Here is a 10808-nt window from a genome sequence, read left to right on the forward strand (position 1 = left end):
CAGCGTGCACACAGATCACGCAAATCACCTCGAACGCGATCTATGTGCACATTCGACGCCCCGACCCCCTCGAAGCGTTACTGACCCACGCTCCTAGCTCAGCGCGGCGTTCAACTAGCTCAGCGCGGCAGGCCCAGCAACCGCTCCCCCGCCATGGTCAGCAGGATCTGCTCGGTGCCGCCCGCGATCGTCAGGCAGCGGGTGTTGAGGAAGTCGTGCACCTGCTGGTTCTCGACCGCGCCTGCGCCCTCGGACAGGTCCATCCGGAACTCGGCGAGGGCCTGCCGGTAACGCACGCCGATGAGCTTGCGCGCGCTGGCCTGCGGGCCGGGATCCTGGCCGACGACGGCGAGCTGGGCGATGCGCTGGTCGAGCAGCGAGCCCACCTGCGCAGTGACGATCAACGTCCCGAGCCGATCTTGTTGGGCGCCATCGAATTCCAGCTCGGCGACGACACGCAGCAGCTCTTCCATCGGGTTGCCCAGCGCGGTGCCCTGAGCCATCGCGACGCGCTCGTTGGCCAGCGTGGTGCGCGCCAACCGCCAGCCGTCGTTGACCTGGCCGACCACCATCTCGTCGGGCACGAACACGTCGTCGAAGAACACCTCGTTGAAAAGTTCGTCGCCGGTGATCTCACGCAGCGGCCGAATCACGATGCCCGGTGACTTCATGTCGATCAGGAAATAGGTGATGCCCTTGTGCTTCGGGGCATCCGGGTCGGTCCGGGCCAGGCAGACACCCCAGTGCGCCTTCTGCGCAGCCGACGTCCACACCTTCTGCCCGGTGAGCTTCCAACCGGAGACCTTGGCGCCGCTCGCGTTCGCGCCCTCGGCCCGAACGGCTTTGGTGCGCAGCGCGGCGAGATCCGATCCCGCGCCGGGCTCGCTGAACAGCTGGCACCAGGTCAACTCGCCCCGCAACGTCGCGGGCACGAACTGCTCGACCTGCTGCGGGCTGCCGTGTTCGAGGATCGTCGGCACCGCCCACCAGCCGATCACCAGGTCGGGGCGCGCGACGCCGGCGGCCGCCAGTTCCTGGTCGATCAGCAGCTGCTCGGCCGGGCCCGCGGCCCGCCCGTAGGGCCGCGGCCAGTGCGGTGCCAGCAGGCCGGTCTCGGCGAGCGCGATCTGGCGCTTCTCCTCGGCTGTTGCGGCGACTTCGGCCACCGCGGAAGCGATCTCGGGACGCAGGTCGGCCACCGAGGCCAGGTCGATCTGCAATGCCCTGCGGACGCCCTGCTGTGTCAGGGCCGCCACCCGCCGAAGCCATCGCGAGCGGCCGCCGAGGAACTGCGCGATGCCGTATGCGCGCCGCAGATAGAGGTGCGCATCGTGCTCCCAGGTGATCCCGATCCCGCCGAGCACCTGGATGCAGTCCTTGGCATTCGCCTTGGCGGCCTCGATTCCCACCGACGCCGCGAGCGCCGCGGCGATCGAGAGCTGGTCGTCGTCGTCTTCACCCGCGGCACGGGCGGCGTCCGCGGCCGCAACGGATACCTGCTCGGAACGCAGCAGCATCTCGGCGCACATGTGCTTGATCGCCTGGAAACTGCCGATCGGTTTGCCGAACTGTTCACGGACCTTCGCGTACTCGGTCGCGGTCTCGAGCAGCCAGCGGGCCAACCCCGCCGCCTCGGCGGCCAGGACCGTCGCCGCCAGATCGACGACGCGCTGCGCGGGCATCGTCACCTCCTCGGCGGCTGCGCCGTCGAACACCACCCGCGCCAGCGGGCGGGAGAAATCGGTGGCCTTCAGCGGCTCCACGGTCACCCCGCCCGCGGCGGCGTCAACCAGCAACCAGTGCTGACCGGCCGGCACCAGCAACACCCCTGCGGAGTCCGCGCCGAGCACGTAGGGCGCGCTCCCCGACACGCGGCCGTCGGCGTAGGACAGCTCGGCGGTCAACGTGATCCCGGCGGTGCGCTCACCCGACGCCAGGGCCTCGAGCAACTCGACGTGGGAGCCGTCCAGCACGAGGGTGGCCAGCGCCGTCGTCGCCACTGGGCCCGGCACCAACGCCGCCGCCGCTTCGTCGACCATCGCGCAGAGGTCGGCCACCGTGCCGTCGGCGCCGCCGTGCTCCTCAGGCAGCGCCACCCCGAAGATCCCTAGTTGCGCCAGACCCGTGTAGGGAGCCCGCCACCCGGCCGGGTCCCCCTGCTCCACGTCGCGCGCTGCGTCCACCGCGCCGGACCCGGAGGCCCAGCTCCGGACCAGTTCGCGCGCGGCGGACTGCTCATCGGTGATGGTCGCCGAGGTTTTCAATGATTGGGCCGACACCAGGACTCCTAGCGTTTGGGCGAGAAGACCGTGCTTCCCACTAGAACGTGTTCTAATAGTGCCAGCGTTGGACCGTCAAGTCGACCGCCATCGCAGCAGGGCACGCCGGGGTCTGCAGGGCACAGAGGTGAGAAATTCGAGACCGGCATGCGTATCGTTTTCAGCGTGACCGCATCACGAAGGAGTCGCTCGTCGCATGTCCGGGACGTCTGAGCTGTCAGCCGCGAACTCACCGACACCTGCGCGCGGCACCGGGTCCACCGATCCCGAGTCCCGACCGCGTCGGGTGATGAACGTGTCGGTGCTGGCCGAGTCCGAACTGGGATCCGAGGCGCAGCGCGAGCGACGCAAGCGCATCCTGGACGCCACCCTCGCGATCGCGTCCAAGGGCGGCTACGAAGCCGTCCAGATGCGGGCCGTGGCCGAACGTGCCGACGTCGCGGTGGGAACCCTGTACCGGTACTTCCCGTCGAAGGTCCACCTGCTGGTGTCCGCGCTGGGCCGCGAGTTCGAGCGCATCGACGCCAAGACCGACCGGGCCGCGCTGTCGGCGGGCGCCACCGCCTATCAGCGGCTCAACATCATGGTCGGCAAGCTCAACCGGGCGATGCAGCGCAACCCGCTGCTCACCGAGGCGATGACGCGCGCGTTCGTCTTCGCCGACGCGTCGGCCGCCGGCGAGGTGGACCACGTCGGCAAGCTGATGGACTCGATGTTCGCCCGCGCGATGAGCGACGGAGAGCCCACCGAGGACCAGTACCACATCGCCCGGGTGATCTCCGACGTGTGGCTTTCCAACCTGCTGGCCTGGCTGACGCGGCGGGCCTCGGCCACCGATGTCGCCAAGCGGCTCGACCTGGCCGTGCGGTTGCTCATCGGAGACGGCGACGAGCCTAAGATCTAGCCCGTGGGCCTGCCGCCGGAGTTGTCGACCGCTCTCGATCTGGCGGCCACCGTTCCGCGACTGCTGGTCACCTCCGACTTCGACGGCACGCTGGCACCCATCGTCAACAACCCGGCCGACGCCCGGCCGTTGCCGGAGGCCGGGCGGGCACTCGCCGAGCTCGCCGAACTGCCGTCGACCGCCGCCGCACTGATCTCCGGGCGTGCGCTGCGTGACCTGCGGGTGTTGTCGTCGATGCCCTCGACGGTGCACCTTGTCGGCAGCCACGGCGCCGAGTTCGCGTCGGGGTTCGCCCACGACATCGACCTGGAGCTGTTGCAGGCGATCACCGACACCCTGCACTCGATCGCGTCGGGCAAGCCGGGGGTGACCGTGGAGACGAAGCCCGCCAGCGTCGCGTTGCACGTGCGCAACGCCACTGCCGCCGACGGTGAGTCCGCGCTGCGGGAGGCACGCTCGGCCTCCGAGACCTGGGACGCCCATACCACCGCGGGTAAGGCCGTCCTCGAGTTCGCGGTGATCTCGACCGACAAGGGCGAGGCAATCGACATCCTGCGCGAGCGCCACGAGGCGTCGGCGGTGGTGTTCTTCGGCGACGACGTCACCGACGAGAAGGCGTTCCGGCGCCTGCGCGAGGGCGACGTCGGGGTCAAGGTGGGGCCCGGCGACACGCTGGCCGGCTTCCGCATCGACGCGCCGGACGACGTCGCTTCGGCGTTGAGCTACCTGCTCGACGTGCGGCGGACATTCGGCTGACCCCGGCGGTTTGTCAGATCGGCAACTCCTCTTGGCGTCGCGCGAGTCGTCGTTCAAGCTGATGGTCATGGCAGATTCTGCAGATGTGGCCGGCGCTCTGGCCGCCGAATGGGATGAGCGGTACACCTCACTCGGCGCCAAGATCCCCGACGGCAGGCCCAACCAGGTGCTGATCACTGCGGCGCGCGATCTCACACCCAGTCGGGCGCTCGAAATCGGCTGCGGCACAGGGGGTGACGCCATCTGGCTTGCCGGCCAGGGCTGGAAGGTGACGGCGCTGGACGTGTCACAGGTGGTGCTCGACCGCGCGGCCCGGGCAGGTCGGCAAGCCGGTGTCCACGTGGAGTGGGTGTGTGCCCGACTCGAGGACGCGCCATTGCCCGCCGGCGGCTTCGACCTGGTGGCCGCACACTACCCCCGCGCTGCGTCACTCGCCTGGGCGCGACGCGCAGCGGGCACTTCTCGCGGCCGTTGCGCCCGGGGGCACGCTGCTCGTCGTGCACCACGCCGACGTGGACGCGGAGAAGGCGAAGTCATTCGGGTTCGACATCACCGACTACCTCAGCCACGACGACGTGCTGCTCGCGTCACGCAGGCGGGCCTGACGTCCGGCCCCGAACCACCTCGGTCTCGAGCACCTCGATGACCGGCAGACCCGAACGCGGCGGGTGGTGCAGCAGTTCGCCTGCGCGGCGCCCCTTCTCGACGCTGGGCTGCACCACGGTGGTCAAGCCGCGCTGCAGCGCGTCGGGCACGCCGTCGAAACCGGTCACCGTCATCTGCCCGGGCACATAGATTCCCCGGGCACGCAGATGGTCCATCGCGGACAGCGCGAGGACGTCGGCCGTGCACATCAACGCGGTGATCCGGGGATTGGCCTCCAGCGCGATGTCGGCACCCGCACCGCCCGACGTGCTCAGATGTTCGTAGCTCTCGACCACGGTCAGCGACTCCGGGTCGAGACCCGCGGCCGACATCGCGTCGTGCACGCCCCGGATCCGCTCGCTCTGGACGTGGAAGTGCGGGGTCTGCACCCGCTCCGGGTCGGCCACCGCCGGTTCGGGTCCACCGTGCGGCCAGTCGCGGCCGAGGCGCATCGTCAGCAGTCCGATCTCCCGGTGACCGAGTTCCACAACATGTTCGGCGAGGCTGCGCATCGCCGCGCGGTCGTCGATGCACACCCGCGATACGCCGGGAACGTCCTTGGGCTGGTCCACCACGACGACGGGCAGATGCCGTTGCAGCACCGCGGGCAGATAGGGGTCGTCGTCGGAGGCCGAGTACACCACGAACCCGTCCACCCCGGCCGCCAGGACGGCCGCAGATCCGTCGGAGACGCTGCGATTGGGACCGACCGCGACCAGGAGCAGGCCCTGACCGGCCGCTTCACACGATTCGGCAAGGCCCGCAACAAAATCCAGTGCCGCGGGATCGCTGAAGGAGTAGTTCAGCGGCTCGGTGATCACCAGCCCCACCGCGCCCGCCTTGCGGGTGCGCAGCGAACGGGCCACGGGGTCCGGGCCCGGGTAGCCGAGCCGCTTGGCGGTGGACAGCACGCGCTCACGAAGCTCGGCCGACAACTGATCGGGCCGGTTGTAGGCGTTGGAGACGGTGGTCCGCGAAACCTTGAGCTCGGCGGCGAGCGAGGCCAGGGTCGCCCGCCGCCGCGGCGTCGGGCTTCTTGACATGCCAATTGACGTTAGTGGATGGGGTGGCCCCGGACCGCGAGGCACAGCACCCCGCATGGGCTATAGTTATTGGAAACGGTTTTCATTTGTATTAGGAGATGTGTATGCGTGCCCTCGTCGCCGCGGGAGCGGCCGCCCTGCTGACGGTCGCTGTCGCCGGTTGCTCACAGGAGCAGAAAGGCCCCGACAGCGACCAAGCCTCGGTGAACGTTGTGGCCTCCACCGACGTGTGGGGCAGCGTGGCCAGTGCCGTGGCCGGCGGCCATGCGACGGTGACCTCCATCGTCACGGGGACGGTCGCCGACCCGCACTCCTTCGAGGCCAGCCCCAGTGACGCCGCGAACATCTCCGACGCCTCCCTGGTGGTCTTCAACGGCGGCCACTACGACCACTGGGTCGAGGAGGTCCTCGCGAGCAACCCCGATGTGCCGACGGTCGACGGCTACTCACTGCTGGCGCCCTCGCAGCAGCCCGCCAACGAGCACGTCTTCTACGACCTCGGCACCGTCAAGGCGGTGGCCGACAGCATCGCCGAGAAGCTCGGCGAGTCCGACGCCGCCCACGCCGCCGACTACACCGCCAACGCGGAGCGGTTCGGCCAGGAACTCGACACCATCGCCGCGGCGCAGCGTGCGGTCGGCCAAGCGCACCCCGGAGCATCGGTGGTGTCGACCGAGCCCGTCGCCTACTACGCCCTGCGCAACGCCGGAATCACCGACAAGACGCCGGAGACGTTCGCCGACGCCGTAGAGGAGGGCGACGATCCCTCGCCCGCCGACGTGGCTGCGATGCTCGACCTCGTCAACGACCGCCAGGTGTCGGCTGTCGTGGTCAACACCCAAACCGAAACATCTGCGACCAAACAGATCTCGGAGGCCGCGCGACAGGCCTCACTGCCGCTCATCGAGGTCACCGAGACGCTTCCAGAGGGCCTCGACTACCTGAGCTGGCAGCGGGCGACGGTCGACGAGATCGCGACCCAACTGGATAGCGCGCCGCAGACAAGCCGATAATCGCTCCCTGTGCCCCCCAAGCCACGCGATGACCCGGACGAGGTCGTCTCGCTCGACAGTGCTCGCCTCGCGTTCGGCGAACGCGTCCTGTGGGACGGCCTCGATCTGGTCGTCCGCGCCGGCGAGTTCATCGCCGTGCTCGGCCCCAACGGCACCGGCAAGACGTCGTTGCTCAAGGTACTGCTCGGGCAGTTGCCGCTGAGCGCGGGCGCCGTCGCCGTCGCGGGCCGGCCGGTCACGTCCGGCAGCGACGACATCGGCTATGTGCCCCAACACCGGTCCCTCGATCGGGGACTGGCACTGCGGGGCTCGGACCTCGTCGCGCTCGGCTACGACGGACATCGCTGGGGCGTGGCCGGCTGGGGCCGCGCGGCCCGCAGCACCAAACGCGACGCGGTGCGGCGCGCACTCGCCCAGGTCAACGGCGGGCACCTCGCGCACGTCCCGGTGGGGGTGATGTCGGGCGGCGAGCAACAGCGCATGCGCGTCGCCCAGGCGCTGGTGACCGACCCGCTGCTGCTGCTCTGCGACGAACCGCTGCTCAACCTCGATCCGGCGAATGCCCGTCTGGTCTGCGCACTGATCGACCGGCGCCGCCAGGAGGCCGACACCGCGGTCCTATTCGTCACCCACGAGGTCGATCCGGTCCTGCCGTACGTCGACCGGGTGCTCTACCTGGTCGACGGGCGCTTCCGGATCGGCACCGTGGAGGAGGTCATGACGTCGGAGACGCTGTCCGAGCTGTACCGCTCCGACATCGAGGTCGTCAAGATCGGCGGGCGGTACATCGTCGTCGGCGACCAGAGCCAGTACCACCACGACCATTTCGATGACCACGTGCACGACCACGTGCACGACCACATCGACGACGCCCGCGGACACGGCCATGACTGAGAAACTCGACCACCTGCTGTCGAAGTTCTTCGCCTTCGACATCACCGCAGACCTGCTCAGCCGCGACTTCGTGCAGCAGGCGCTGCTCGCCTCGGCGCTGCTGGCCCTGGTGTCGGGCGTGATCGGACCGATGATCGTGATGCGCCAGATGTCGTTCGCGGTGCACGGGTCCAGCGAGTTGTCGCTCACCGGCGCGGCGTTCGCGTTGCTCGCCGGCTTCAACATCGGTGTCGGCGCCCTTCTGGGTTCCGCGCTGGCCGCCGTCTTGTTCGGCATCCTGGGACAGCGTGCGCGGGAACGGGATTCGGCGATCGGCGTCGTGCTGGCCTTCGGGCTCGGCCTGGCCGTGCTGTTCATCCACCTCTACCCCGGCCGCACCGGCACCAGCTTCGCGCTGCTCACCGGGCAGATCGTCGGCGTCGGCTACTCGGGGCTGGCCCTGCTCGCCACCGTCACCGTGCTGGTGGTGATGGTGCTGGCCGTGTCGTACCGGCCGCTGCTGTTCGCCACCGTCGATCCCGATGTCGCTGCCGGGCGCGGCGTACCGGTGCGCGGACTCGGCATCGTGTTCGCGGCGCTCGTCGGCGTGACCGCGGCCCAGGGGGTGCAGATCGTCGGGGCCCTGCTGGTGATGTCGCTGCTGATCACCCCCGCCGCCGCGGCGGCGCGGGTGTTCACCTCTCCACTGCGGGTGATGGCCGCATCGGTGATCTTCGCCGAGATCGCCGCCGTCGGCGGCATCGTGCTCTCGCTGGCACCGGGGGTGCCGGTATCGGTCTTCGTCACGACCATCTCGTTCGCGATCTTCCTGGTGTGCTGGTTGATCGGTAGCCGCCGTCGGGTGGGCTGAGCGACCTAGGCTTGTTGCCATGGCGGCACCGACCATCGATCTGAACGCAGACCTCGGCGAGAGCTTCGGGGTGTGGCGCCTCGGAGACGACGACGCGATGCTCGACACCGTCACCAGCGCCAACATCGCCTGCGGTTTCCACGCCGGCGACGCCGCCACCCTGGCGCGCGCCTGCCACGCCGCTGCCCAGCGCGGTGTCCGCATCGGCGCGCAGGTGGGCTACCGCGACCTCGCGGGCTTCGGCCGCCGTTTCATCGACGTGCCACCCGACGAGCTGACCGCCGAGATCATCTATCAGATCGGCGCTCTGCAGGCACTCGCGCGGGCCGCGGGTTCGGTGCTGAGCTACGTCAAACCCCATGGCGCCCTGTACAACACAATCGTCAGCCACGAATCTCAGGCCAGGGCGGTGGCCGAGGCGGTACACACCGTCGATCCCGAGCTGCCGGTACTCGGCACGGCCGGATCGGTGTTCTTCAGGCACGCCGAGCGGCTGGGACTCCGCACGGTCGCCGAGGCGTTCGCCGACCGGGCATATCAACCCGACGGCCAGCTCGTCTCGCGCCGCGAACACAACGCGGTGCTCTCCGACGTCACCGAGATCTGCGAGCGCGTCGCATCCATGGTCAAGACCGGGCGGATCACGGCGGTGGACGGGTCCACCATCGCGGTCCGCTTCGAATCGGTCTGCGTACACGGTGACTCGCCGGATGCCGTGCAGATCGCCCGCGCGGTACGCGAACGGCTGACGGCAGACGGCGTGAGCGTGGCGCCGTTCAGTTAGCGCGCAGCGTCCCTGTTAGCGCTGCGCACCACGCTGTCGAGCAACCCCGGGATCGCGGCCTCGACGTCGTCGCGGCGCAGCCGCTGGTAGGTGAGGCCGTCGATCACCAGCCGCTCGATGACGCCGGCCTCGCGCAGGATCTTGAAGTGGTGGGTCGCGGTCGACTTGTTGATGCCGTCGTAGAGCGCACCGCACTGCAGGGGAGCATCCGCGTTGTGGAGGCGGCGGACGATCTCGAGGCGGACGGGATCATGGATCGCGCCGAGCACCTGCTGCACCGAACCGACCGGGCGCACGGCCTTGTCGGCGTCGAGCACATCGTCGGCCATGAGTGTCCTTCACCACGAGAGGTTTGATGTCCGTCGAACCGAGCGTACGCTCGGTCGAGTTCGATGTCTGTCAAACCGACTCGGCGGGAGGTGACACCACGATGGTGGCGATCGACCGTTCGATCCCCGAGACGCAGCGGTGGGCCTATCCGCTCCTGCTGGTCCTGAGCGGCGTGGCACTCGGGGTGTCGGGGCTGCCCGCGCCGCTGTACGGCATCTACGAAGCCAACTGGCGCCTGTCCCCTCTCGCCACCACGATCGTCTTCGCCGTGTACGCGCTCGCGGCGCTCGCGGCGGTCCTCGTGTCGGGCAAGATCTCCGACGTCGTCGGCCGCAAGCCGGTGCTTCTCGGGGCGCTGGCCGCCCTGCTGGTCGGGCTGGGCGTCTTCCTGATCGCCGACAACATGGCCATGCTGCTGCTCGCCCGGACCATCCACGGCGCCGCCGTCGGCTCGATCGTGGTCGCGGGCGCGGCGGCACTGCTGGACCTGAGACCGGACCACGGGGTACGCGCGGGTCAGCTCAGCGGGGTGAGCTTCAACATCGGGATGACCGTGGCGATCATCGGGTCGGCGCTTCTGGCCCAGTACGCGCCGCATCCACTGCGGACGCCCTACGCGGTGGTGGCGGTCATCTGCCTGGTGGTCGGCGTCGGCGTGCTGGCGCTGCGGGAACCGCACACCGAGCGCACCCGCGGCCCCATCCGGATCGCCAGACCCGCCGTGCCCCAGGAGATCCGCGCCGATTTCTGGTTCTCGGCGCTGGGCGTCATGGCGTCCTGGTCGGTGCTCGGTGTGCTGCTGTCGCTGTACCCGTCGCTGGCGGCGCGGCAGACCCATATCGACAACCTCGTCTTCGGCGGCGGTGTCGTCGGCGCCACCGCCTTCGCCGCAGCGCTGGCACAGCTGGCGGCGACCCGGGTGCCCGCGAGATACGCGGCGATCATCGGTGACGTCGGTATGGCGGTGTCCCTGCTGCTCACGATTCCGGTGCTGCTGACCCACCAGTGGCAGCTGGTGTTCGTCGCCGCGGCCCTGCTCGGCGCGACGTTCGGGCTGGGTTTCGGCGGGTCGCTGCGCCACCTGGCCGACGTCGTGCCTGCGGGCCGGCGCGGCGAGACGATGTCGGCGTTCTATCTGCTGGCCTACACGGCCATGGCGGTGCCGACCCTCGTCGCAGGGTGGGCCGCGACCCGGTGGGATATCGCCGCGGTGTTCCCGTGGTTCGCGGGCACCGTCGCCGCCGCCTGCCTCGGCGCCGCGGTCGCCGGGTTGCGCAGCACCAGGGCGGCCCGCACACCCTAAGGTGGCG

The 10808-nt window shown here is 69.7% G+C and carries 11 protein-coding genes; 8 read left to right on the forward strand and 3 right to left on the reverse strand.

The features are described 5' to 3' along the window. Nucleotides 1–119 precede the first annotated feature (119 nt). Nucleotides 120–2279, reverse strand: coding sequence for an acyl-CoA dehydrogenase family protein (locus H7I57_RS24015; RefSeq protein ID WP_264026577.1), 2160 nt, complete (start codon nt 2277–2279; stop codon nt 120–122). A 196-nt stretch (nt 2280–2475) separates the two neighbouring features. On the opposite strand from H7I57_RS24015, the gene kstR reads away from it, so the two are divergent. From kstR to H7I57_RS24030, 3 genes are all read left to right on the forward strand, one after another. After that, nucleotides 2476–3183 carry a cholesterol catabolism transcriptional regulator KstR gene (gene kstR, locus H7I57_RS24020; RefSeq protein WP_275081639.1) on the forward strand — a complete coding sequence of 236 codons (708 nt, stop codon included), beginning with the start codon at nt 2476–2478 and terminating at the stop codon, nt 3181–3183. Nucleotides 3184–3186: 3 nt separating this feature from the next. Beyond that, a complete protein-coding gene (gene otsB / locus H7I57_RS24025) occupies nt 3187–3939 on the forward strand; it encodes a trehalose-phosphatase (protein ID WP_264026578.1) in 753 nt (250 codons plus the stop codon). A 67-nt stretch (nt 3940–4006) separates the two neighbouring features. Continuing rightward, nucleotides 4007–4585: a class I SAM-dependent methyltransferase gene (locus H7I57_RS24030; protein WP_264026579.1), complete on the forward strand. Its 579-nt coding sequence runs from the start codon at nt 4007–4009 to the stop codon at nt 4583–4585. Here H7I57_RS24030 and H7I57_RS24035 read toward each other — a convergent pair. After that, nucleotides 4527–5627: an Rv3575c family transcriptional regulator gene (locus H7I57_RS24035; RefSeq protein ID WP_264026580.1), complete on the reverse strand. Its 1101-nt coding sequence runs from the start codon at nt 5625–5627 to the stop codon at nt 4527–4529. The two genes, H7I57_RS24030 and H7I57_RS24035, sit on opposite strands and share 59 nt — an antisense overlap. Before the next feature lie 104 nt (nt 5628–5731). On the opposite strand from H7I57_RS24035, the gene H7I57_RS24040 reads away from it, so the two are divergent. The 4 genes from H7I57_RS24040 to H7I57_RS24055 are packed head-to-tail and all read left to right on the forward strand — an operon-like array spanning nt 5732 to nt 9168. Beyond that, a complete protein-coding gene (locus H7I57_RS24040; RefSeq protein WP_264026582.1) occupies nt 5732–6640 on the forward strand; it encodes a metal ABC transporter solute-binding protein, Zn/Mn family in 909 nt (302 codons plus the stop codon). A 9-nt stretch (nt 6641–6649) separates the two neighbouring features. Further along, complete coding sequence (locus H7I57_RS24045; RefSeq protein WP_264026584.1) at nt 6650–7534, forward strand: metal ABC transporter ATP-binding protein; 885 nt, start codon at nt 6650–6652, stop codon at nt 7532–7534. Further along, nucleotides 7527–8384, forward strand: coding sequence for a metal ABC transporter permease (locus H7I57_RS24050; protein WP_264026585.1), 858 nt, complete (start codon nt 7527–7529; stop codon nt 8382–8384). Before H7I57_RS24045 ends, H7I57_RS24050 begins: the two co-directional genes overlap by 8 nt. 19 nt (nt 8385–8403) lie before the next feature. Further along, complete coding sequence (locus H7I57_RS24055) at nt 8404–9168, forward strand: LamB/YcsF family protein (RefSeq protein WP_264026587.1); 765 nt, start codon at nt 8404–8406, stop codon at nt 9166–9168. Here the strand turns inward: H7I57_RS24055 and H7I57_RS24060 are convergent. Further along, nucleotides 9165–9497, reverse strand: coding sequence for an ArsR/SmtB family transcription factor (locus H7I57_RS24060; RefSeq protein WP_264026589.1), 333 nt, complete (start codon nt 9495–9497; stop codon nt 9165–9167). The genes H7I57_RS24055 and H7I57_RS24060 overlap by 4 nt on opposite strands. A gap of 101 nt (nt 9498–9598) precedes the next feature. On the opposite strand from H7I57_RS24060, the gene H7I57_RS24065 reads away from it, so the two are divergent. Then, complete coding sequence (locus tag H7I57_RS24065; protein ID WP_264026654.1) at nt 9599–10801, forward strand: MFS transporter; 1203 nt, start codon at nt 9599–9601, stop codon at nt 10799–10801. The last annotated feature ends 7 nt before the right edge of the window (nt 10802–10808 follow it).

This window comes from Mycolicibacterium pyrenivorans, from assembly GCF_025821625.1.
Classification (GTDB): Bacteria; Actinomycetota; Actinomycetes; order Mycobacteriales; family Mycobacteriaceae; genus Mycobacterium; species Mycobacterium pyrenivorans.